This window comes from Actinocorallia sp. A-T 12471 (genome assembly GCF_033875155.1).
GTDB lineage: Bacteria > Actinomycetota > Actinomycetes > Streptosporangiales > Streptosporangiaceae > Actinocorallia.
Genome location: NZ_JAWZTE010000006.1, coordinates 420,415 through 441,698, shown reverse-complemented (window position 1 = coordinate 441,698; position 21,284 = coordinate 420,415). Strand labels below are relative to the sequence as shown.

Sequence of the window (21,284 nt, the reverse complement as noted above, 5' to 3'; positions counted from 1 at the left end):
TTTCCTTACTTCACGACGCAGCAGAAGAGGTTCGCAGTGACCGAGGTGACCAGCGAGGGCCACGACCGGGTCGAACCGGTCGACATCCAGGACGAGATGGCCAAGAGCTATCTCGACTACGCGATGTCGGTCATCGTGGGCCGGGCCCTGCCCGACGTGCGCGACGGACTGAAGCCGGTGCACCGGCGCGTCCTGTACGCGATGTACGACGGCGGGTACCGTCCCGACCGGGGGTACTTCAAGTGCGCCCGCGTCGTCGGCGACGTCATGGGCTCCTACCACCCGCACGGCGACGCCTCCATCTACGACGCGCTCGTCCGCCTCGCCCAGCCGTGGTCGATGCGGTACCCGATGGTCGACGGCCAGGGCAACTTCGGCTCCCCCGGCAACGACCCGGCCGCGGCGATGCGGTACACCGAGTGCCGGATGGCGCCGCTGGCGATGGAGCTGCTGCGCGACATCGAGAAGGAGACCGTCGACTTCTCGCCGAACTACGACGGCAAGCAGATGGAACCGGACGTCATGCCGGCGCGGTTCCCGAACCTGCTCGTCAACGGGTCGGCGGGCATCGCCGTCGGCATGGCGACCAACATCCCTCCGCACAACCTGCGTGAGGTGTCCGAGGGCGTCAAGTGGTACCTGGAGAACTTCGGCTCGTCCGACGAGGAGCTGCTCGACGCGCTGATCGAGCGGATCAAGGGCCCTGACTTCCCGACCGGCGCGCTGATCGTCGGCCGCCGCGGCATCGAGGACGCCTACCGCACCGGGCGCGGCTCGATCACGATGCGGGCCGAGGTCGAGGTCGAGGAGATCCAGGGCCGTACCTGCCTCGTCGTCACCTCGCTCCCCTACCAGGTGAACCCCGACAACCTCGCGCTGAAGATCGCCGAGCTGGTCCGCGAGGGCAAGCTGACCGGGATCGCCGACGTCAAGGACGAGACCTCGGGCCGCACCGGCCAGCGCCTGGTGATCGTGCTGAAGCGCGACGCCGTCGCCAAGGTCGTCCTCAACAACCTGTACAAGCACACGCAGCTCCAGGAGACCTTCGGCGCGAACATGCTCGCGCTGGTCGACGGGGTGCCGCGCACGCTGCGGCTCGACCAGTTCGTCCGCTCGTGGGTGACCCACCAGGTCGAGGTCATCGTCCGGCGGACCCGGTTCCTGCTGCGCAAGGCCGAGGAGCGCGCGCACATCCTGCGCGGCCTGCTCAAGGCGCTCGACCGGATCGACGAGGTCATCGCGCTCATCCGGGCGTCGGCGTCGGCGTCGGACGCCGAGCAGGGCCTGATGGCGCTGCTGGAGATCGACCAGATCCAGGCCCGCGCGATCCTCGACATGCAGCTGCGCAAGCTCGCCGCCCTCGAGCGCCAGGCGATCCTCGACGAGTACGAGTCGCTGATGGCCGAGATCTCCGACTACAACGACATCCTCGCCTCGCCCGAGCGGCAGCGCTCGATCGTCGCCGAGGAGCTCGCGGCGATCGTGGAGAAGTTCGGCGACGAGCGCAGGACCGCGATCATCCCGTTCGACGGCGACGTGTCCATCGAGGACCTCATCGCCGAAGAGGACGTCGTCGTCACGATCACCAGGGCCGGGTACGCCAAGCGGACCCGCACCGACCAGTACCGGGCGCAGCGGCGCGGCGGCAAGGGCGTGCGCGGGGCCCAGCTGAAGCAGGACGACATCGTCGAGCACTTCTTCGTGACGTCCACGCACAACTGGATTCTGTTCTTCACCAACAAGGGCCGGGTCTACCGGGCGAAGGCGTACGAGCTTCCCGATTCCGGGCGTGACGCGCGCGGCCAGCACGTCGCGAACCTGCTGGCGTTCCAGCCGGACGAGTCCATCGCCCAGGTGATGGACCTGCGCGACTACGAGGTCGCCCCGTACCTGGTGATCGCCACCAAGGGCGGCATGGTCAAGAAGACGACGCTGTCGGCCTACGACTCGCCGCGCGCGGCGGGGCTGATCGCGATCGACCTCAAGGACGACGACGAGGTCATCGCCGCGCGCCTCGCCTTCCCCGAGGACGACCTGCTCATGGTGTCCACCGCGGCCCAGTCGATCCGCTTCAAGGCCGACGACGACCAGTTGCGGCCGATGGGCCGCGACACCCGGGGCGTCATCGGGATGCGGTTCGAGGAGGGCGCGGAGGTGCTCGACCTCCACGTCATCCGGGAGGGCGGCGACGAGGAGGTCCTCATCGCCACCGAGGGCGGCTACGCCAAGCGGACCCCCGCCGAGCAGTACCCCGTCCAGGGTCGCGGAGGCAAGGGTGTGCTGACCGCTAAGATCGTGCAAACTCGCGGCCGCCTGGTCGGAGCCCTTATGGTCCGACCGGAAGATGAGGTATTTGCTATGACCTCCAGCGGTGGTGTGATCCGCACCAGCGCAGGGGAGATCAAGCAGTCCGGCCGTCAGACGATGGGCGTCCGGCTCGTCAACCTCGCGGAGGGCGACGTCGTGGTCGCCATCGCGAGGAACGTAGAGTCGATCGTAGAGTCGATCGAGGACTCCGCGGACGCCGAGCCGGGGGACGAGGGAAATGAGAGCTCGTGAGCACGACCTCTAAGAACGAGAACAGGGCAGGCGGCCCGCCCGAGGGCGGCGCTGCCGGGGGCTCTGTGAGCGACGAGGCGGCGGCCGCGAAGGCGGACCCGGGTAAGGCCGAGACGAACGTGGACGTGACGAGGGACGGCAAGGGCGGCCCGGACATCCCTGTGGCGTCGTCCGACGGCCCGCTCGCGGCCGCCGCGCCGGTGGGGGCCGCGGACTCGTCCTCGGTGAACGAGACTGTCGTCGACCCGCCGTGGGCGACGGCGGCCGAGCCGAACACGTCGGTCTTCGCCGACCGGGCGGGGGCCCCGGCGTTCGGGCCCGCCCCGGCGCAGCCCGCGGCCGCGCAGCCGGGACCGACGCCGAACGCGGTTCCGGCGGGTCAGCCGCCGACCGACCGGCCCGTGGCGTCGGCCGCGGCGGCGCTCAGCGCGAAGCTGAAGGCCGCGGCGGGCTCCGGCGGCGGCGCGGACGGCAAGAACCCGCGCCGGGCCCACCTGCAGATCTCGCGGTTCGAGCCGTGGTCGGTGATGAAGTTCAGCTTCATCATGTCGCTTGTCTGCTTCGTCGTGCTCTTCGTCGCGGTGACCGTCCTGTACATGATCCTTGCGGGGCTCGGCGTCTTCGACTCCATCACCGAGGCGATCAACGAGACGACCCGCAGCCCGGGTGGCGGCACCGACGCCGGAAGCTGGTTCTCGGCGGGCCGCATCCTCGGCTACACCGCGCTGATCGGCGCGCTGAACGTGCTGCTCATCACCGCCCTGGCGACGGTCGGGTCGGTCATCTACAACCTCGCCTCGGACTTCGTCGGCGGCGTCGAGGTCACCCTCAAGGAGGCCGAGTAACCCAGTTCGCGTTGCCCGCCACGATGGGGTAATCTCACTTCTCGTCGCCGAGGGGAAAAACCCCTCAAGGCAACGCCCCGGGCGTATAGCTCAGTCGGTTAGAGCGCATCCCTGATAAGGATGAGGCCCCAGGTTCAAGTCCTGGTACGCCCACCGGAATCCCACAAAGCCGTTTCCCACTCGGGAAACGGCTTTCGTGTTTTGTCCGGCGGACTTCCCGGGCGGGCAGGGACGGCGGTCACCTGCCGCAGGGACGCGCGGTGCCGCAGCGTTACCGGTATGGAGATCGGATTCGACGAGCTTTACGAGGCGTGCGCGGCGGTCGTCAGCGGGGACCACGCGCAGGCACGGCACGACCTGGCGCGGCTGCTTCCCGAGACCGTCGCGCGCGGGCCGCGGTGGATGGAAGGGCTGGTGCGGGCGCTGCTCGCCGACACCGCGGGACGGGCGGGCGACCTCGCCGAGGGCATGGAGCACTTCAGGGCGGCCGTCGCGGTCGGGTGGAACGACTGCGTCGCGGCGGTCCGTGAACCCGGCCTGGCGGCGCTGACGGCCGCGCACGGCTACCGGGACGTCTACCGGAGGATCGCGGTCTCCCCCGCCGACCTCGAGGAGCTGCGCTGGATCCACGCTGAGCGGGCGTGCGTCGACCACGACACCATGCTGATGATCGGCGAGAACGCCGGCCGCAAGGACAGCTCGGCCACCGAGGTCCCGCAGTGCGCACTGCCGACCCGGACCCCGGACGGGCTCGGGGTGCCCGCCGCGCGCGCGATGCTCCGCACGACCCAGCGCACGCAGCTCGCCTCGGTGCTCACCTCGGACACGATGCGGCGCTCCCACGTCACCTCGATGTCGATCATCGCCAACATGGGCTCGTCCCCGTTCGGCGGGTCGGGGTTCGGGTCGGGCTTCGGCCTCTCCCCCGCCATGGAGGCGGCCTCGTCGCAGGCGCTGGCGAACTCGCGGGCGGCGACGCGGCGCGAGGCGGTGTGGGCGCGGGCTTTCTGTCCGACGATCGGGCTGTCGAACTCCGCTGTCCCGGCCCCCGAGAGGCCGTGAACGCTCAGAGGTAGTGGAAGGTGGGGGCGGGGTGCATCAGGAAGCCGTGGTGGGAGATGTTCCAGGCGTAGGCCCCGGCCATGGCGAAGACGACGCGGTCGCCCACGTGGAGACGCTCCAGGGGGATGTCGCGGGCGAGGACGTCCTTGGGGGTGCACAGCTGGCCGACAAGGGTGACGGGCCTGTCGTGGACGTAAGGGGCGTGCGGCGTACGGGGGCCGGGGAGGGCACGGAAGGGGTGGTCGTGGTTCTTGGTGGCGGGGGTGCGGAGGTGATGGGTGCCGCCGCGTAGGACGGCGTAGGCGGCGTCGTGGGCGGTCTTGATGTCCAGGACGTCGGTGACGTACCAGCCGTGGTAGACCGTGACGGCGCGGCCAGGCTCGATGCGGAGGGTCTCGTCCGGTCGGGCCAGGGAAGACAACGCCTTGCCATAGGCGGGCCAGTCGAAGCGGTCCTCGGGGGCCGCGTAGTCGACGGCCATGCCGCCGCCCAGGTTGATCTCGGGGCGGGCGACGCCCGCTTGGGCGAGCCAGGGGCGGGCCCAGGCGAGGACCTCGCGGTGCTGGGCGATGAGCGCGGGCACGTCGAGGCCCGAGGCGAGGTGGGCGTGGACGCCGCACAGGCGCAGGCGCGGCGCGGCGGCGAGGATCGGGAGGCATTCGCCGATGAGCGCGGGGTCCATGCCGAACGGGCCGGTCATCGCCAGCGCGGCCCCGGCCCGCTCCCCCGCGAGGTTGACCCTGACGAGCACGTCGAGGTCGCGGTCTTCGGCCTCGGCCGCGTCGGCGAGCCTGCGCAGCTCGTACGGGCTCTCCACGTGGACGCGCTCGACGCCGAGCCGCGCGGCGAGCCGGAGCTCGTGGTCGGTCTTGCCGGGCCCGCCGAACGCGACGCGCGCGTGCGGGAGGACCCGTCGGACGTGTGCGAGTTCGCCCCCGCTCGCCACCTCGATCCCCGCGACATGCCTCCCGACCGCCCGCAGGACTGGTGCGTCGGCGTTCGCCTTGGCCGCGTAGAAGACCTCGGGGCCTCCCGCGAGCGCCGTGACGATCCCGCGCACATGTTCTTCGAGCCCGGAGACGTCGTACACGTACGCGGGCAGCGCCGCCCGGTCGAGACCCGTCGCGAAACCGTCGACGTCCACCGCTGCCCGCCTCCCTGCCGCCGTCCGTTCCCTCCCGATCATCCCGCTTCGCTCCGCCGTCCGCGCCCAGGACGTCATTTCCGGACGCCCCCGTGCGGGCCGGCGGGGGCTTTTGCTCCCGGCACGCCCCCACCGACCCTGCCCCCGTTGGACGCGGCCCCCTGCCGCCTCCGACACCGGTAGATAATGCGCGGACCGCCACAAGAGAACTCCCTCAAACTGGGGAATCCACATGATCACGTGGCGTCGAGGCAGCCCAGCTCCAGGGCCTGATCTCATGCACCCGGTGCCATTAGCGGCGGCGCGCTTGATTTGTCGGGAAGATGTGCGGACAAATCAGGTTTATACCTTTCGAATCGCGGGGCTGAATGTGGTGAATCATGACACGATGGGCACGGCTCGAAGGCTGAGCCGAACAACAGAAGATCGTTTCAGGGGCCTTTCCCGGCCCGGGACGGCGCATGGGCAGCGCCGCCGGGACGGGACCGGATTTGACGCGGGGCTGTGGGCGGCCCCGGCGCGTCGGACCGGAAGGACCACCACGACCCTGAGGAGACCATGACCCGGACACACCGGGCGCACGCGTCGACCGCCGGGGGCCGAGACCGGATCGGCACCCCGCGCACCGGACCGCGCGCCACCCCCTCCCCGCCGAACGCACAGGCCGAAGCGCCGCCCGCACCGGAAGGGCGCAGCTGATGGCCGAACGCTCAGGCCCGTGGCCGAAGCGAAGTCTCATAGGAACGCTCACCGAACAGGAGCGAGAAGAACTCCTGAAACTCGGCACGAAGGTCGAGTTCCCGCACAAGGCCGCCCTCGTGCGTCAAGGAGACCCCGACAACGGCGCGCTGTACATCCTCCTTGACGGCTACACCAAGGTCACCGTGGACACCGCGGACGGCAACCAGACTGTCCTGGCGATCCGCTCGCGCGGCGACCTCGTCGGGGAGTTCGCGCTCCTCGACGGCGGCCCGCGCACCGCGACGGTCACCGCGATCAACACGGTCGTGGCGATCCGGATAGGCAGGAGCGCGGTCAACGCGTACCTCGCCGACCACCCCGACGCGCACGCCAAGGTCACCGCGAGCCTGCTCGCCAAGATGCGCACCTCGACCGAGCGGCGGGTCGAGGCAAGGGCGTGGGGCGCGCGGGAACGGATCGCGCGGCTGCTGTGCGAACTCGTCGAGCAGTACGGGGAGCCCGGTGACGACGGCGTCGTCATCGCCCTGCCGCTCAGCCAGTTCGAGCTCGGCGGCCTCGCCGGCGCGGGCGAGGCGACCACCGAACGCGTCCTCAACGAGTTCCGGCACGCCGGGATGATCAGGACGAGCTGGCGCAGGATCACCGTGCTCGACGCGGCGAAACTGCGCGGCCTGTGGCGCGGGTACTGAGGCGCGGGTACTGAGGCGCGCGCCGCGAAAACCCTGCAACGAGGGAGTCTCCCCCGCCGGTCGGCGCGACGATCGCCCCATGAGCCGACCGGTGGGCGGGATAAGACGTGTGACGTTGGCGCTGGGGGCGGACGCGCCGGTGTGCGGGCTGCTCGGCCTGCCGCCCTTCGACCGCGCCCTGTGGAACGACGCGGAACCCGGCCTGCGCGTCGGCGTCCTCCCGCCCGGCGTCGACGAGCCCGACCTGGTGTGCGGGCTTGTCCAGACCGTCAGGGAGGCGCTGCGGGACGGCGGCGGGCCGCTCGTGCTGGCCCTGCATGAGGGCCTCGCGGCGCTGGAGGACGGGCAGTTCCGCGGGCCCGCCCTGCGGACCGTCAGGGACCTCGCCCAAGCGCGCTTCGACAGTCCGTGCTCGGTGCTGATCTCCGAGCGGCTCTTCGAGGACCTGAGCGCGCTTGAGCGGCCTCCCCTGCCCGTCGAGTGGTTCCGTCCGGTGGCGGTCGGCGGGGTCGCCGCGCTGCGCGCGCACCCGCTCGACTGGCCCTGACCGCGCCGCGACGGGCCCGCGACCTAGGGTGGGGCCGTGCGACGTGAACCCGGGCTGCGCGAACGCAAGAAGCGGGAGACCCGCCAGCTGATCTCCGACATCGCCACCGGCCTGTTCCTGGAACGCGGCTTCGACGAGGTGACCGTCGTGGAGGTCGCGGCGGCGGCCAACGTGTCGGCGAAGACCGTCTTCAACTACTTCCCGCGCAAGGAGGACCTCTTCCTCGACCGTTTCCCCGGGCTGCTCGACCGGGTGGCGAGGTGCGTGCGGGAGCGGGGCGAGGGCGTCACGCCGCTGGGGGCGCTGCGGGCGGAGTACCTGCGGATGCTCGCGGAGAAGGAACCCCTTTCCGGGTACGGGGACGCGCGGCTGCTGGAGTTCCGCGAGGTGATCCGGAACTCCCCCGCGTTGCAGGGCCGGGTCCGTGAGGTCGTCCAGGAGCTCGAAGACCTTCTCGCGGTGCTCTTCGCCGAGGCTTATGGCGAGGAACCCGGCGATCCTGACGTGCGGATGGCCGCGGTGACGACGGCGGGCGTGCTGCGGACCGTCAACGGGGCGGGGGCGCGGATGATCCAAGCGGGGGAGTCCGGCGACGCCCTGACCGGCCACCTCACGGAACTCTCCGAACGCATGTTCGACAGGCTCGAGCGGGCGCTGGAAGCCCGTTGACGCGTTCGGGATCGGCGGAATGCCCGCAGGAGAAGGGATCTGTGTCCTGTCGAGAAGGTGACCGCTGGGGTGACCAAAGACAGGTTCGGTAGTGTACGAGGCGTTGCTAGGTTTGAGATCTGCCCACTGTCGATGATGAAGGGGTCCTGCCATGAAGAAGCTCCTCGTGCTCGCCGTCCTCGCGCTCGGCGGCTTCGCCGTCTGGAAGCGCCTCCAGCAGGACCGCGCCGAGCTCGACCTCTGGACCGAGGCGACCTCGGCCGAGTAGCGGCGAACGGGGCTCCGGCGCCGCGCCACCCGCGGCGCCGCCGCCCCATTTCCCACCGCACCCCCGCGCCCGGTACGCTTACCTGGCCACGGGGCCGTAGCTCAATTGGTAGAGCACTTGCCTTGCATGCAAGAGGTCTGGGGTTCGATTCCCCACGGCTCCACAACGCGGCGCCCCGCTCGTCCTCGGACGGGCGGGGCGCTTTTTTGTGGGTGGGGGTTTGCGTTAGGGAATGGTGGTGGTAACCGGGGGGTTGCTGGGCGGGAACTGTTTGGTTGCGGGGTCGGGGCGGGAGGGGGGCGGGGCGTTGTAATTGCGGGGGCAACGGGGCGAGGGGGAGACGTGGGGATTTGGCGTGGGCTCATGGTCAGGGGGGTCGCGGGGGTCGTCGTCGTGGCGGCGGTCGGGTGCGCGCCCGAGGGCGACGGGCTCGGCGGGGGGTGGGATCTGCGCGGGGGGACCAGGGAGAAGCCGCTCGAGGACGGCGGACTGCGCGAGAAGGTGCGCGACGGCGACGTGGTGTTCCGGGTGACCGGCGTCAAGAAGGGGCCGGGCCGGATCGGGGTGAAGGACGCCGAAGGGCGGTTCGTGTTCGTGCACGTCACCGTGCGCAATGAAGGCGACGATCCGGTGTTCTTCGCGGGCGCGGAACAGAAACTCATCGTCGACGGAAAGGCGCACACCGCCGACGCCGAGGCGACCGCGCGGCTCGGCGACAAGGCGCGCAGCCTTCTCACCGAAATAGCGCCGGGCGGGCGGCTCAAAGGAATCGTCGTGTTCGACATTCCGAAGAAGGCGCGGCTCAGCGGGATCGAACTGCACGCGTCGGCGGTATCACGCGGTGTCCTCGTCCCGCTCGACGCGGGGTGAGCGGCGTTTCCGTCTCATAACAAAACCGGTGTGTTCCCCGGCGCGCCGTATGTTTCGGCCGTCTCGACTGGAAGAGTTGCGGCTGGTCGTATAGGCGGATTTCTTCTGACGTGACGCCGAACCTCCCTAGGGTGGAGGCCCGGTAGGCGGAGCAGTCGGAGACAACGGTCGCGGGGGTCGATGTGCGCAGGGTCCTGGGGGTACTCGGCGGAGCCCTTCTCCTCACCGCGTCCACGTCCGCCTGGCCCGCGCAGGCCGCGCCGCCCGCGCCCGTCGCGCCGACGCCGGTCACCGCCGGGCACGTCGACGTGCTCGCGCCGAAGCTCGCCGACGGCGAGCTCGAGGTCGCGACCGTCGTCGCGGGCGGCGCGCAGGGCCCGACCGGCGACATCGACGTGCTGCTCCCCGACGAGAGCAAGTTCGACGTGATGGACCAGAAGGAAGGCGAGGCGCTGCCCTCGCGCGTCTGGTTCACCGCGACCGACCCCTTCAAGAAGCCGGACAAACCGGCCGTCGGCGCGGGGCCGACCCTCGGCGTCTCGCTCGAGGGGCTGAACGACCCGGGTATCCAGGGCGACGTCACCGTCGAGCTCACCGACTACAACCCGCCCAAGGCCGAGGCGATCTTCGAACTCCTTACGGAGACGCCGGAGGACGCCCTCACGACCGACCGCGTCATGTCGTCGGCTCCCGGCACCCGTACGGCGGCGCTCAAGCCGGGCGAGCACAAGGACTACGTCTGGGCGTTCAGCGACCCGGGCCGCTACCGCCTCGTCTTCACCGTCAGCGCGACGACCGCGACGGGCGCGGTGAAGTCGGTCCCCGTCACCCAGACGATCTACGTCGGCACCACCACGCCGATCACGATGACCGCGACGCCGACGACCACCACGGTCACCGCCGAGGCGGGCGCGACCGCCGGGCAGACGACGCTCACCGCGACGGTCGTCCCCGACGGCTTCAAGGGAAGCCCCCGCGGCGTCGTGGAGTTCCGCGACGGCGTCGACGCGCTCGGCACCGAGCCCGTCCCCGTCGTCGGCGGGGTCGCCAAGGCCGACTTCCCCCTGCCGGACGGGAAGCACGAGCTCACCGCGGTCTTCTATCCGAAGTACGTCAACGACTACGCCGAGTCGGCCGAGTCCGCCCCCGTCGTCTACACGGTCGGCACGGACCCGGACCCCGACCCGACGGGTTCGCCCACCCCGACCCCGTCGCAGACCCCCTCGGACGACCCCGACCCGGACGACTCCGACTGCACGATCATCACCGACGGCGACATCGACTACGCCGCGCGCCTCGACGGCGCCAAGGCCAAGGCCGCCCTCCGCGACGGATCGACCTGGTTCGATCCGGGCGAGGCCGTCGTCAGGGTCCCGGACGCGGCGAAGGTCGCGCTCCCCGCGGGCCAGGACTTCCTCGGCGCGGCCGGCACCGAGGTCTGGACGCTCCCCCAGGCCGCCCAGGCGGGCATCCCGTCCGTCGGGTGGTACGCCGAGGGCACCTCGGCAACCTGGAAGCTCACCAAGGCCGAGGGGCCCGGCAAGGCCGTCATGTTCGAGATCGGCGCGGACGGCGTCCCCAAGGTGGTCTTCGCCGGGGCCGGCGACTCGCGCGAGCTGACGTCCGGCGAGCACGGGCACGCCTCGTGGGGCTTCACCGCCCCGGGCGTCTACGAGCTGTCGTTCACGCACACGACCCCGTCGCACGGGTCGGCCGACGGGGTCCTCGCGTTCGCCGTCGGCGCGTACGACGCCGACGACCTCCCGGCGTGTGCGAACGCGTCGGGCGGCGGCGGAAACCTCGCCGACACGGGCGCTCCCGTCCTCCTCTACGGAAGCATTGGTGTGATCTTGGTCACTGCCGGTGCGGTGCTGCTCACGGGGGTCAACCGCCGGTTCGGGCTGCTTTGACGGCAAACGCGAGAACCCGTCCCGGCGGGGTACTTCGGGGGTAGCGCCGTCCGGTCCGACGGGCGGGGCGGGTATGCTGGGCTGTCGCCAAGGAAAACACGGGCAATAAGGGCCCGACGTTCCCTGGCGTTAGACCGCAACCATGTCGGCGCGCCGTTGCCTCGGCCGCCGGGCTCGTCCTTGCAGCGACCCTCTTGTCGACCCGTACCGTGCTCGCGCCGCGAGCGGTGGTGCCGAGGGCCTCCCGAGACGTGCCCCCCTCTCGGAAGGCTGTACGTGTCAGACGTCTCCGCTGCTGTGTCCAACGCTGCCCCGGATGAGGAGAACCTCCCCTCGTTCGCCGAGCTTGGCCTGCCCGAAGCGCTCGTCGAGTCCCTGGCTCGCGGGGGCATCACCCACCCGTTCCCGATCCAGGCGGCGTCCATCCCGGACGCCCTCGCCGGGCGGGACATCCTCGGCCGGGGCAAGACCGGCTCCGGCAAGACCCTCGGCTTCGGCCTGCCGCTCCTGACGCTGCTCGCGCACCGCCAGGCCCGTCCCAAGAAGCCCCTCGGCCTGATCCTCGTGCCGACCCGCGAGCTGGCCCAGCAGGTCCAGACGAACATCGAGCCGCTCGGCCGCGCCGTCGGCCTGCGGATGAAGACCGTCATCGGCCAGACCTCGATGCCGCGCCAGATCGACGCCCTGCGCAGGGGCGTGGAGATCCTGGTGGCGACCCCGGGCCGCCTCAAGGACCTGATGCGGCAGGGCGCGTGCGACCTGTCCGACGTGCAGATCGCCGTCCTCGACGAGGCCGACCACATGGCCGACATGGGCTTCCTGCCCGACGTCACCGACATCCTCGACCAGGTCCGTCCCGGAGGGCAGCGCATGCTGTTCTCCGCGACGCTGGACCGCGAGGTCGACGTCCTGGTCAACAAGTACCTGAACAACCCCGTCACCCACGCGCTCAGCGAGATCGACGACCCGGTCGACACGATGGAGCACCACCTGATCCTCGTGCCGCCGAAGGAGAAGAACACGATCACGGCCGAGATCGCCAACCGCGAGGGCCGGACGATCATCTTCGCCCGCACCAAGCACGGCGTCGACCGGATCGCCAAGCAGCTCGCGGCCGTCGGCGTCCGGGCCGCCGGCCTGCACGGCGGAAAGTCGCAGAACCTGCGCACCCGCACCCTCGCGGAGTTCCGTGAGGGCAGGATCAGCGTGCTGGTCGCCACCGACGTCGCCGCGCGCGGCATCCACGTCGACGACGTCAGCCTCGTCCTGCACGTCGACCCGCCGGCCGACCACAAGGACTACATGCACCGCGCCGGCCGTACCGCCCGGGCGGGGGAGAAGGGCACCGTCGTCACGATGGTGCTGTCCCACCAGGTGCGCGCGACGACGTCGATGATGCGCCGCGCGGGCATCAACGCCGAGCGGCTCAAGGTCACCTCGATGGACCCGTCGCTGGTGAAGCTGACCGGCGCGCGCGAGCCGTCGGGCGAGCCGATCGCCGAGCCGATCATCCCTGAGCAGGAGAAGCGCCCGGCGCGCCGTCAGGGCGGCGGCTACGGCGGCCGGCCGCGGCGTGGCGGCGGTCCGCGCCGTTTCCGTGACGGCGAGGGCGGCGGCTCCGGCCAGGGCGGACCGCGCAGGGACGACGGGCAGCGCCCGTTCGAGCAGCGCGGCGAGCGCAGGAGCTACGGCGACCGCGACGCCGGCGGCAACGCCGGGTCGGGTTCGGCCTACCGTGGCGGCGGCACCGGCACCGGCGGCGGCGAGCGTCCGTTCCGTGAGCGCGGCCAGGGCGAGGGCGGCTACCGGGGCGACAGGCCCCACCGCACCGGCAGCCGGCACAGCGGCGGCGGGCGTCCCCGACGGGCCACCAACGCCTGACATCCGCACGACATGACGTCATAAGGCCGGAATTCCTTTGGGGGAATTCCGGCCTTATGACATGGTTTTTCCGGTACATGGCCTCAGCGGGTCCCGGGGTCCTAGACTCCAAGGGTCCAACAGCGGGGTTCATAGCGGGCCACGGAGCCGTCCGGGGGATCAGTGCGTCTTGGCGAGAAGCCGGGTACCGTCGTCGGACTGGCGGCGGCCGCCCTGCTGTTCGTCGGCGGGTCGGTGCCCGGCTCGGTTTCCGGGTCCAGTACGGGCACCAGGACCGTCCCGCCGCCCACGGCCGCGCCGACCCCCACGCCGACGCCGAGCGCCCCTCCGCTCAAGGACTTCCAGCGGCCGGTCACCGACTGCGCCAAGCACAAGTGCGTCGCGCTCACCTTCGACGACGGCCCCGGCGACCACACCGCGCGGCTGCTCGACATGCTCGCCGCCGCCGACGCCAAGGTGACCTTCTTCGTCGTCGGCGAACAGGCGGTCCACTACCCCGACCTCATCCTGCGCGAGGTCGAGGAGGGCCACGAGGTCGGCAACCACACCTGGCACCACACCCAGCTCGACAGGTCGTCGATCGCGCGCATCCACAAGGAGATCGACGGGACGTCCAAGGCGATCGAGCGCATCCTCGGCTTCAAGCCGACCCTCATGCGCCCGCCCTACGGCGCGACCGACGCCCGCGTCGCCAAGATCGCCAAATCCCGCGGCCTGGCCGAGATCATCTGGAGCGTCGACACCGACGACTGGCGCGACCGCAACTCCTCGATAGTCGCCCGCCGCGCCATCCGCGGCCTCCGCCCCGGCGCCATCATCCTCCTCCACGACATCCACCCCACCACCGTCGACGCCGTCCCCGCCATCCTCAAAGCCGCCAAGAAAAGGGGCCTGACCCTCGCCACCGTCACCGACCTCCTGGGCGGCAACCCCAAACCCGGCAAAAAATACATGGGCGAGTAGACCCGGAGGCGTCGCCCATGTCGTGGTCGGCCCCGACGGCTTCCTAGTCGGCCACCGCCGGACGTGACCGCACTGCCCGCGTACCGGGTGGGTGGGCCGTATCGGTGGCTTAGGGGGGACTTGGTGGGTTAGGTGGGGTTGTTGCGCATGCGGTCTTGGAGTTCCTGCATGCCTTCCATGCTCAGTGCGAGCAAGGCGAGCTCTTCGGCGGTGGGGACGGGGCGTTCCTTCATGGGAGGGACCCAGCCCTCGGTGGGGTCGTAGTGGCGAAGGATCTTGGCGGGGACGCCGCCGATGACGCAGTTGTCGGGGAATTCGCCGCGGACTACGGCGCCGCCCGCGACGGCTACGTTTTTGCCTAGTTTGGTGCCCGGGAGGATGATGGCCTGGGTGCCCAGCCAGCAGCCGTCGCCGATGACTACGGGGGCGTTCTCGGGCCATTGGCGGCCGATGGGGGCGTCGAGTTCGGCGTAGGTGTGGTTCTGGTCGGTGATGTAGACGTAGGGGCCGGTGAAGACGTCGTCGCCGATGTCGATGGACTGGTGGCCGACGATGTGGCTGCCGCGGCCGATGGAGCAGCTCGCGCCGATCTTGACGATGACGTCGGGGCCGAGGTCGAGGTCGGGGACGAAGCCCGCGGAGATGGACACGTGGGTGCCGATGAGGGTGTGGGCGCCGATGGAGATCCACGGATCGCCGAAGATCGCGCCCTGGGGGAAGGCGATGCAGACGCCTTCGCCGAGGTGGTGGAACCGCTTGCCGCCGGGGGTGGCGGGCGTGATCTCGCCGAGTCGGCGGACTGCCGCGTACGCGCGGTGCACGGCTCGCGCGGCGAGCTTGCGAACCCCATCCTTCAACATGGGGCAAAGGTACCGGTTACCGGCAAAGCGGCTACCCGCCGGTAGGGCGGGTAGCCGGAAACCTCAGGTCAGCCGTGCCCGGTGGATCTAGTCGTGGCCGATGCCGCGGCTGTGTCCGGTGCCGCCGCCGCGTCCGACGCCGCCGCCGTAGGAGGAAGAGGAGCTGCTGTAGCCCGTCGCCGGCTGGTAGGTGCCGGAGGAGGAGGCGTGCTCCTCGGTGTACTGCCGCTCGCTGATGCCGATCTCCGGCTCCAGCAGGTCGGCCAGCCGGTTGCGCCGCCGCGCGGCGACCATGCCCGCGGCCGCGCAGCCCAGCGCGGCGAGCGCCGCGCCGCCCGCGAGCATCGACCAGCCGCGCCGCCGCCGCGGCGGCTTCACCCAGCTCGCCGTGCCGTGCAGCATCGAGCTGATGCGGGGCGCGATCTCGGAGTCGAAGAAGTCGGCGGAGCGGTCGATCTGCGGGGCGGTCCAGCCGCGGGTGGCGATCATCCGGTCGGCGGCGTAGCGCCGGGTGTTCCCGTACATCGGCGACATCCAGCCCGCCGCGTGGGTCGCGCCGGTACGCGCATGGGACATGGCAGACGTGCCGTAGTCCATGATCCGCTGAGACCGGCCGACCTCCTTGGGAATCCTGCGAACTGACAGACGAATGGACACGCTTCCTCCCCCGATGACGGAACTCCTGAAAGCCTGCATTCCCCGCCCCTCGGACATCACACCTGGTGATGTGCCGGGTGCGGTGAGCTTCCGGCCCGGGTCGTCCACGGGGACGGGAGCGTGGCAGGATGACCGAGAGAGGCAAGAAGACCACTACGGAGGACCCCAAATGGCGGAGACGCTCGCCACGTTCAGCACAAGCAAGGGCAAGATCGTCATCCGGCTCTTCCCGGAGCTCGCGCCGAAGACCGTCGCCAACTTCGTGGAGCTGGCCGAGGGCACGCGCGAGTGGAAGCACCCGCAGACCGGTGTGGTGTCCAAGACCCCGCTTTACGACGGCACGGTCTTCCACCGGGTCATCGACAAGTTCATGATCCAGGGCGGCGACCCGCTCGGCCAGGGCGTCGGCGGCCCCGGCTACAAGTTCGACGACGAGATCCACGCGCAGAACAAGTTCGACCGCCCCTACCTGCTGGCCATGGCCAACGCGGGCATCCAGGGCGGCAGGGGCACCAACGGCTCGCAGTTCTTCATCACGACGGTGCCGACCCCGTGGCTGAACAACGGCCACACCCTGTTCGGCGAGGTCGTCGAGGGCACCGACGTCGTCGACGCGATCGGCAGCTCCCCGACGGCCCCCGGGGACCGTCCGCTTGAGCCGATCGTGCTCGAGTCGGTGACGATCGAGCGCCGCTAGCCGTTGTCCTTGACGTGACAGAGCAACCTCCCGCTCCCGAACCCGTCGAGCCGCCCCAGTGCTACCGGCACCCTGGCCGGGAGACCTATGTCCGCTGCACCAGGTGCGAGCGGCCGATCTGCCCCGACTGCATGGTGACGGCGTCGGTCGGCTTCCAGTGCCCGGAATGCGTGCGCGAGGGCAACCGGACGGTGCGCCAGGCGACCGGCAGGTTCGGCGGCCAGGTCGCGACGCGTCCGACGCTCACCTACGCGCTGATCGCGGTCAACGTCGTGGTGTTCCTGCTGGAGTACGGGCTGGCGGGCGGTGACAGGTTCAAGGCCGAGTACGGCCTGTGGCCGCCGGGCGTCGCGCTGTACGACCAGTACTACCGGCTCGTCACGTCGGCGTTCCTGCACTACGGCCTGCCGCACCTCGTGCTGAACATGTGGGCGCTGTGGGCGGTCGGCCAGCCGCTTGAGCTGTGGCTCGGCAGGCTGCGTTTCGCGGCCCTGTACGGGCTGAGCGCGCTTGGCGGTTCGGTGCTCGTCTACTGGGCGTCGCCGCTCGGCTCGCTCACCGCCGGCGCGTCCGGCGCGATCTTCGGCCTGTTCGGCGCGATCCTCGTGCTGTCGCGCAGGCTGAACATGGACATCAGGCCGATCGCCCTGGTGATCATCGTGAACCTGGTGTTCACGTTCATGCCGGGCTTCAACATCAGCTGGCAGGGCCACGTCGGCGGGCTCATCACCGGTGCGATCGTCGCCGCGGTGTACGTCTACGCGCCGCGCGCTAAGCAGGCGGTCGTGCAGGCCGTCTTCTCGGTGGTGCTGCTCGCGGTGTTCGTCGCGCTGGTCTACGCCCGCACGGCCTACCTGATCTGACGGGCTCCGCCGCGCCCGCGCGCGGCACTTGTGCACAGGCCGAACACACCCCTGTGGATAACCTGAAGTTATCCACAGGGGTGTGGAAAAACTCGTGGATTAGGCTCCGCGAAAACCGGGTAGGGATCAGCGCCACTTCGTCGACAGCACCACGCCGACGATGATCAGCGCGAAGCCGATCCCCAGGTTCCAGTTCCCGAGGTCGCTGATCAGGGGCACGTTCGAGCCTGTGCTCGCCGCCACGTAGTACGTGGAGATCCAGCCCAGGCCGATCAGCCACACCGCCAGCATGACGGGCACCAGCCAGCGGGGCGAGACGGCGGCCTTCTCAGCCCGCACCGGCGGGGTGTAGACGGCCTTCTTACGGGTCTTGGACTTGGCCACGGTTTCTCCTATTGCGGTGCGCGGTCGCGCGCCCGCGCAGAAATCCAGTCTCAGGAAGTCTAGTCGCCGACCGGCCGTGCCCACAGCGTCCTGGATGCCCATGGTGTCGGTATATGTACTACTTCACCGTGAACCCGGCCCCCATCGACGCGCTGATAGGTTGACGCCATGATCCGCGGTTTCATCAGGGGTCTCGGGGAGCTGTTCCTGACCTTCGGGGTCGCGGTCGTCCTGTTCGCCGCCTACACGCTGTGGGGCACCGGCCAGTACACCGAGAACGCCCAGGCCGACCTCGGCGAGAAACTCGACCGTGAGTGGGCCAGGCCGGAGAAGGTCACCACCGAGAAGGTGAAGCTCGGCGACGGCGTCGCGCTCATCCGCATCCCGAAGTTCGGGAAGAAACACCGGTTCGTGGTGGTCGAGGGCGTCGGCGTGGGCGACCTGCGCAAGGGTCCCGGGCACTACCCGGACACCGCGATGCCCGGCGAACTCGGCAACTTCGTCGTCTCCGGGCACCGCACGACGTACTCGGCCCCCTTCAACCGGGTCGGCGAGCTGCGCGCGGGCGACAAGATCCTGATCGACACCCGTGACATGCAGTACGTGTACAAGGTGACCGGTCTCAAGGTGGTGCGGCCGAACCAGGTCGAGGTGACCGAACCCGTCCCGTTCCACCCGGGCAGAAAGCCCAAAGAGCGCCTTATTACCCTTACCACGTGCCATCCGAAGTACTCTGCGGCACAGCGGCTCATCGTGTTCGGTGAGCTTGCCGAGCAGACGCCTCGGGTGACCGGACATACCGCCACCTGAGCAGATGAAAAGGGAGACCGCCCGATGTACCTGTGGATCTGGCGCCACCTGCCCGTACGGCACCCCGCCGCCAAGGCCGGGCTCTCGCTCCTGCTCGTCCTGCTCGCCGTGGCGGCCCTGTGGTACTGGGTCTTCCCGTGGCTCCAGCCGATGCTGAACCACCAGATCGACAACGGCACGATCAATGAGGGCTGACGCGCCCCGCGTCCTCGTCGTCGACAACCGCGACAGCTTCGTCTACAACATCGTCCAGGCGCTGCGCGCGCTCGGCGCGCAGTGCGATGTGCGCGAACGCGGCGACACCACCCGCGCCGACGCCGAGGCCGCCGACGGCGTCCTCATCAGCCCGGGCCCCGGCCATCCGAAGGACACCGGGATCTGCCTCGACCTCCTGCGCGACGCCGAGCACACCGGCAGGCCGGTCCTCGGCGTCTGCCTCGGCATGCAGGCGCTCGCGCACGCCTACGGCGCGTCCGTCGGGCACGCCCCGGCCGTCGTGCACGGTTACACCAGCGAGATCCATCACGCCGGCGACGGCGTCTTCGCCGGGCTGCCCTCGCCGTTCAAGGCGACCCGCTACCACTCCCTGGCCGTTGACCCCGCGACGGTCCCCGACGTCCTGGAGATCACCGCGCGCACGTCCGACGGCGTCGTCATGGGCCTGCGCCACCGGACGTCGCCCGTGGAGGGCGTCCAGTTCCACCCCGAGTCGATCCTCAGCGAACACGGCGAGGAGATGCTGACGACCTGGCTCAGCCGCCTCGGAAGAAGATTTCTTCCACCGGATACCAAAAAGCTGTAACGCCGGGCCTCCCGACGACGAATCACCGTATGAGGGCTTCCGCCATCGCCCCCGAGTGGCGGAAGCCCCCTTTTCTTTTCCCGGGCCGCATCGGCCCGCACAGACGACGGAAGCCCCGGACCCAAAGGTCCGGGGCTTCCTTGTGTCCGTCAGCCGTTACGGCTCACGCGAGCGCTGGCCGCCCTGGCCGTCGTCGCCGGGCTGGCCGTCGTCACCCGGCACGGTCGGGTCGGTCGGCTGCTCGGGTTCGGTCGGCGGCGGCTGCTGGATGTCCTGCGCCACGTAGACGGTGATCAGCTGGTCCTTCTTGACCTGCGTGCCCTGGTCGGGGCTGATCCGGAAGACCCTGCCCGGCTCGACGTCGCCCTCGGGTGCGGCGGTGACGAAGCGGATCTTCGTCAGCCCGGCACGCTCGAGCTCCGCCTGCGCCTCCTGCTGGGTCATCCCGAAGACGTCGGGCAGCGTGATCAGTTCCTCGGCCTTGGCGACGGTGATCGTGACCGAGGAGCCCGCGTCGACCTTCTGGCCTCCCTGCGGGTTGGTCTTGGTCACGATTCCCGGCTCGGCCGCCGAGGTGACCTCAGTGCGGACCTTCACGTTGAGCCCCAGTTCCTGGAGCTTGTTCGTGACGTCGGTCTGGGACTGGCCCACAAGGCCCGTCGGGATCGTCACCTTGCCCTTGCCGGAGGAGACGAAGACCGTGACGTCCGAGCCCTTGTCCACCTCCGAGCCCGCCTCGGGGTCGGTGCGGATGACGTTGCCCGCGTCGATGTCGCTGCTCGACTCGCGCTCGACCGACACGTTGAGGCCGAGGCCCTCCAGCTTGGCGACGGCGTCGGCCTCCGCCATGTTCACCACGTTGCCGATCTTGACCGTCGCCGGGGCGTCGTCGTCACCGCCGCCGCTGGTCAGCCAGGCCACGAGCCCGGCGAGCAGGCCGAAGACGACGACGCCGACCAGCACGTAAAGCGCGAGGTTCTGCGCCTTCTTGCCGGGCTGCTCGTCCTCGTCGGTACGGTCCGGGCGGCCGCCCGGACCACCCGGGCCCTGCGGACGGTTGCTGTACTGGGTGTCGTCGTAGCGGACCGGCGGAAGGTCGTTGTACCCCTGGCCCGCGTACGTCGCCGGGCCCACGGGCGGCTGCACCCGGGTCTGCCCGCCGGGGGCCGCGCCCATCACCTGGGTGCCGGCCATCGGCGGCACGACCATGGTCGAGGTCGACTGCGACGCCACCTGCACGCCCTGCATCGCGCGCTGGATGTCCGCGCGGAACTCCGACGCGCTCTGGTAGCGGTGCGCGGGGTCCTTGGTCATCGCCTTCAGCACGATCCGGTCGGCCCACTGCGGGATCTCCGGGTCGATCTGCGACGGCGGGATCGGCTCCTCGCGCACGTGCTGGTAGGCGATCGCGACGGGGGAGTCGCCCTGGAAGGGCGGCCTGCTGGTCAGCAGTTCGTACAGGACGCAGCCCGTGGAGTACAGGTCGCTGCGCGCGTCGACGCGCTCGCCGCGGGCCTGCTCGGGCGACAGGTACTGGGCCGTGCCGATCACCTGGGCGGTCGCGGTCATCGTGGCGGCCGAATCCGACATCGCGCGGGCGATGCCGAAGTCCATCACCTTGACCTCGTGCGACCTGGTCAGCATGACGTTCGCCGGCTTGATGTCGCGGTGGATGATGCCACCGCGGTGCGAGTAGTCGAGCGCGCGCAGGATGCCGTCGACGATCTCCAGCGCCCGCTCGGGCCGCAGCCGCCGCTCCCCGCCGCCCTCGGGACGGATCAGCTCGCGCAGCGTGTGGCCCTCGACGAACTCCATCACGATGTACGGGATCGGCTGGCCGTTGAAGTCGTCCTCGCCGGTGTCGTACACCGCGATGATCGACGGGTGGTTCAGCGACGCCGCCGACTGCGCCTCACGCCGGAACCTCGCCTGGAACGTGGCGTCCCTTGCCAGGTCGGTGCGCAGCGTCTTGATCGCCACGGTCCGGTCGAGGCGAAGGTCACGGGCACGGAACACCTCGGCCATGCCGCCGCGCCCGATGACCCCACCGAGCTCGTAACGGCCACCGAGCAGCCGAGGCTGTGTCATGTCTTCCAGTTCCT

The 21,284-nt window shown here is 70.3% G+C and carries 21 protein-coding genes and 2 tRNA genes; 18 read left to right on the top strand and 5 right to left on the bottom strand.

Annotated features, from left to right (window positions below; genetic code table 11):
• Positions 1–96 precede the first annotated feature (96 nt).
• From gyrA to R9X44_RS20175, 4 genes are all read left to right on the top strand, one after another.
• Positions 97–2,559 (top strand): DNA gyrase subunit A, encoded by a 2,463-nt coding sequence (gene gyrA, locus R9X44_RS20190; protein ID WP_413774965.1) that lies wholly within the window; start codon positions 97–99, stop codon positions 2,557–2,559.
• Positions 2,556–3,404, top strand: coding sequence for a DUF3566 domain-containing protein (locus R9X44_RS20185; protein ID WP_319815755.1), 849 nt, complete (start codon positions 2,556–2,558; stop codon positions 3,402–3,404). The genes gyrA and R9X44_RS20185 overlap by 4 nt, the downstream gene beginning before the upstream one ends.
• A gap of 79 nt (positions 3,405–3,483) precedes the next feature.
• A tRNA-Ile gene (locus R9X44_RS20180) sits at positions 3,484–3,557 on the top strand.
• A 126-nt stretch (positions 3,558–3,683) separates the two neighbouring features.
• Positions 3,684–4,466: a hypothetical protein gene (locus tag R9X44_RS20175; protein WP_319815754.1), complete on the top strand. Its 783-nt coding sequence runs from the start codon at positions 3,684–3,686 to the stop codon at positions 4,464–4,466.
• 4 nt (positions 4,467–4,470) lie between these two features.
• On the opposite strand, the gene R9X44_RS20170 is transcribed toward R9X44_RS20175, so the two are convergent.
• The gene (locus R9X44_RS20170) at positions 4,471–5,610 is read right to left on the bottom strand and encodes an alanine racemase (protein ID WP_319815753.1); all 1,140 of its coding nucleotides are present in this window, start codon (positions 5,608–5,610) and stop codon (positions 4,471–4,473) included.
• A 698-nt stretch (positions 5,611–6,308) separates the two neighbouring features.
• On the opposite strand from R9X44_RS20170, the gene R9X44_RS20165 reads away from it, so the two are divergent.
• The 9 genes from R9X44_RS20165 (at position 6,309) to R9X44_RS20125 (ending at position 14,109) form a co-directional block, all read left to right on the top strand.
• Positions 6,309–7,001 (top strand): Crp/Fnr family transcriptional regulator, encoded by a 693-nt coding sequence (locus tag R9X44_RS20165; protein ID WP_319815752.1) that lies wholly within the window; start codon positions 6,309–6,311, stop codon positions 6,999–7,001.
• Positions 7,002–7,080: 79 nt separating this feature from the next.
• Positions 7,081–7,548, top strand: a complete 468-nt coding sequence (locus R9X44_RS20160; protein WP_319815751.1) for a hypothetical protein — start codon at positions 7,081–7,083, stop codon at positions 7,546–7,548.
• Positions 7,549–7,584: 36 nt separating this feature from the next.
• Positions 7,585–8,217, top strand: a complete 633-nt coding sequence (locus R9X44_RS20155; protein WP_319815750.1) for a TetR/AcrR family transcriptional regulator — start codon at positions 7,585–7,587, stop codon at positions 8,215–8,217.
• Positions 8,218–8,368: 151 nt separating this feature from the next.
• The gene (locus R9X44_RS20150; RefSeq protein ID WP_211360161.1) at positions 8,369–8,485 is read left to right on the top strand and encodes a DLW-39 family protein; all 117 of its coding nucleotides are present in this window, start codon (positions 8,369–8,371) and stop codon (positions 8,483–8,485) included.
• A gap of 90 nt (positions 8,486–8,575) precedes the next feature.
• A tRNA-Ala gene (locus R9X44_RS20145) sits at positions 8,576–8,648 on the top strand.
• A 179-nt stretch (positions 8,649–8,827) separates the two neighbouring features.
• Positions 8,828–9,355 carry a DUF4352 domain-containing protein gene (locus R9X44_RS20140; RefSeq protein WP_319815749.1) on the top strand — a complete coding sequence of 176 codons (528 nt, stop codon included), beginning with the start codon at positions 8,828–8,830 and terminating at the stop codon, positions 9,353–9,355.
• 182 nt (positions 9,356–9,537) lie between these two features.
• The gene (locus tag R9X44_RS20135; protein WP_319815748.1) at positions 9,538–11,265 is read left to right on the top strand and encodes a choice-of-anchor M domain-containing protein; all 1,728 of its coding nucleotides are present in this window, start codon (positions 9,538–9,540) and stop codon (positions 11,263–11,265) included.
• A 297-nt stretch (positions 11,266–11,562) separates the two neighbouring features.
• Entirely contained in the window at positions 11,563–13,146 is a 1,584-nt protein-coding gene (locus R9X44_RS20130; protein WP_319815747.1) for a DEAD/DEAH box helicase, read from the top strand.
• A gap of 162 nt (positions 13,147–13,308) precedes the next feature.
• The gene (locus tag R9X44_RS20125) at positions 13,309–14,109 is read left to right on the top strand and encodes a polysaccharide deacetylase family protein (RefSeq protein ID WP_319815746.1); all 801 of its coding nucleotides are present in this window, start codon (positions 13,309–13,311) and stop codon (positions 14,107–14,109) included.
• A gap of 128 nt (positions 14,110–14,237) precedes the next feature.
• Here R9X44_RS20125 and R9X44_RS20120 read toward each other — a convergent pair whose 3' ends face one another.
• Complete coding sequence (locus tag R9X44_RS20120; protein WP_319815745.1) at positions 14,238–14,969, bottom strand: acyltransferase; 732 nt, start codon at positions 14,967–14,969, stop codon at positions 14,238–14,240.
• A gap of 87 nt (positions 14,970–15,056) precedes the next feature.
• Positions 15,057–15,626, bottom strand: a complete 570-nt coding sequence (locus tag R9X44_RS20115) for a hypothetical protein (RefSeq protein WP_319815744.1) — start codon at positions 15,624–15,626, stop codon at positions 15,057–15,059.
• A gap of 169 nt (positions 15,627–15,795) precedes the next feature.
• On the opposite strand from R9X44_RS20115, the gene R9X44_RS20110 reads away from it, so the two are divergent.
• Entirely contained in the window at positions 15,796–16,323 is a 528-nt protein-coding gene (locus R9X44_RS20110) for a peptidylprolyl isomerase (protein ID WP_319815743.1), read from the top strand.
• A 14-nt stretch (positions 16,324–16,337) separates the two neighbouring features.
• Positions 16,338–17,186: a rhomboid family intramembrane serine protease gene (locus R9X44_RS20105; protein WP_319815742.1), complete on the top strand. Its 849-nt coding sequence runs from the start codon at positions 16,338–16,340 to the stop codon at positions 17,184–17,186.
• A 126-nt stretch (positions 17,187–17,312) separates the two neighbouring features.
• Here R9X44_RS20105 and R9X44_RS20100 read toward each other — a convergent pair whose 3' ends face one another.
• Entirely contained in the window at positions 17,313–17,570 is a 258-nt protein-coding gene (locus tag R9X44_RS20100; RefSeq protein ID WP_319815741.1) for a cell division protein CrgA, read from the bottom strand.
• Positions 17,571–17,738: 168 nt separating this feature from the next.
• Between R9X44_RS20100 and R9X44_RS20095 the strand changes: the two genes are divergently transcribed.
• The 3 genes from R9X44_RS20095 to R9X44_RS20085 are packed head-to-tail and all read left to right on the top strand — an operon-like array spanning position 17,739 to position 19,182.
• On the top strand, positions 17,739–18,380 hold the full coding sequence (locus tag R9X44_RS20095; RefSeq protein WP_319815740.1) for a class E sortase: 642 nt from the start codon (positions 17,739–17,741) through the stop codon (positions 18,378–18,380).
• A gap of 24 nt (positions 18,381–18,404) precedes the next feature.
• Complete coding sequence (locus R9X44_RS20090) at positions 18,405–18,575, top strand: hypothetical protein (RefSeq protein ID WP_319815739.1); 171 nt, start codon at positions 18,405–18,407, stop codon at positions 18,573–18,575.
• Positions 18,565–19,182, top strand: a complete 618-nt coding sequence (locus tag R9X44_RS20085; protein WP_319815738.1) for an aminodeoxychorismate/anthranilate synthase component II — start codon at positions 18,565–18,567, stop codon at positions 19,180–19,182. The genes R9X44_RS20090 and R9X44_RS20085 overlap by 11 nt, the downstream gene beginning before the upstream one ends.
• A 156-nt stretch (positions 19,183–19,338) precedes the next feature.
• On the opposite strand, the gene pknB is transcribed toward R9X44_RS20085, so the two are convergent.
• Positions 19,339–21,270, bottom strand: coding sequence for a Stk1 family PASTA domain-containing Ser/Thr kinase (gene pknB / locus R9X44_RS20080; protein ID WP_319815737.1), 1,932 nt, complete (start codon positions 21,268–21,270; stop codon positions 19,339–19,341).
• Positions 21,271–21,284: the final 14 nt, after the last annotated feature.

Bases quoted from the DNA above. Each gene is read 5' to 3' on its own strand.
- R9X44_RS20160 (WP_319815751.1), top strand. From the start codon at position 7,081: ATGAGCCGACCGGTGGGCGGGATAAGACGTGTGACGTTGGCGCTGGGG.
- R9X44_RS20085 (WP_319815738.1), top strand. From the start codon at position 18,565: ATGAGGGCTGACGCGCCCCGCGTCCTCGTCGTCGACAACCGCGACAGC.
- R9X44_RS20165 (WP_319815752.1), top strand. From the start codon at position 6,309: ATGGCCGAACGCTCAGGCCCGTGGCCGAAGCGAAGTCTCATAGGAACG.
- R9X44_RS20120 (WP_319815745.1), bottom strand. From the start codon at position 14,969: ATGTTGAAGGATGGGGTTCGCAAGCTCGCCGCGCGAGCCGTGCACCGC.
- R9X44_RS20150 (WP_211360161.1), top strand. From the start codon at position 8,369: ATGAAGAAGCTCCTCGTGCTCGCCGTCCTCGCGCTCGGCGGCTTCGCC.
- R9X44_RS20090 (WP_319815739.1), top strand. From the start codon at position 18,405: ATGTACCTGTGGATCTGGCGCCACCTGCCCGTACGGCACCCCGCCGCC.
- R9X44_RS20175 (WP_319815754.1), top strand. From the start codon at position 3,684: ATGGAGATCGGATTCGACGAGCTTTACGAGGCGTGCGCGGCGGTCGTC.
- R9X44_RS20095 (WP_319815740.1), top strand. From the start codon at position 17,739: ATGATCCGCGGTTTCATCAGGGGTCTCGGGGAGCTGTTCCTGACCTTC.
- R9X44_RS20110 (WP_319815743.1), top strand. From the start codon at position 15,796: ATGGCGGAGACGCTCGCCACGTTCAGCACAAGCAAGGGCAAGATCGTC.
- pknB (WP_319815737.1), bottom strand. From the start codon at position 21,270: ATGACACAGCCTCGGCTGCTCGGTGGCCGTTACGAGCTCGGTGGGGTC.
- gyrA (WP_413774965.1), top strand. From the start codon at position 97: ATGGCCAAGAGCTATCTCGACTACGCGATGTCGGTCATCGTGGGCCGG.